1 protein-coding gene is annotated in these 452 nt (G+C 69.5%); it reads right to left on the reverse strand.

Features of this window, described 5'->3' with window-relative positions:
- Window positions 1-452 (reverse strand): hypothetical protein (locus ASC64_RS22300; RefSeq protein ID WP_056906026.1); only part of this gene is annotated, 452 nt, incomplete at both ends.

Here is a 452-nt window from a genome sequence, read left to right on the forward strand (position 1 = left end):
CACGTATGACGATGCCCAGGTGTCCGGGCTGGTCCGGTAGGACGTGATCGGCTCCGGCGCGGTCACTGCCGGCGCCACCGCATCCACCACTGTCACCGGCACGCGTGCAGTGTCGAAGGACCACATCGCGCCGCCGGGCAAGGTCCAGCCCACCGAGGCGTAGAGCTGGTTGACGCCGTTCGCGGCGTCGCGGAGGTCCACTCGCACTCGGTAGGTCCCGGACTCCTCGTCCCAGGGGGCCAGGACGTTCGATGGCTGGATCCGCACCTCTGTCACGTCGACGTCTTCGCCGGGCGTGACGACGGCGTCGACCACGTTGGGCTCGCCGACCACTGGTTCCACGGCCAAGGTCCCGGGGGTGGTGCCGTCCAGGGTGATGGTGGCGGTGGCGTCGTCGGTGGTGTTGTCCGCCTTGTCGGTGAAGACGGTGTGCACGGTGTAGGTGCCGGCGG

This window comes from Nocardioides sp. Root122 (assembly GCF_001425025.1).
In the GTDB taxonomy this organism is placed as follows: Bacteria; Actinomycetota; Actinomycetes; order Propionibacteriales; family Nocardioidaceae; genus Nocardioides.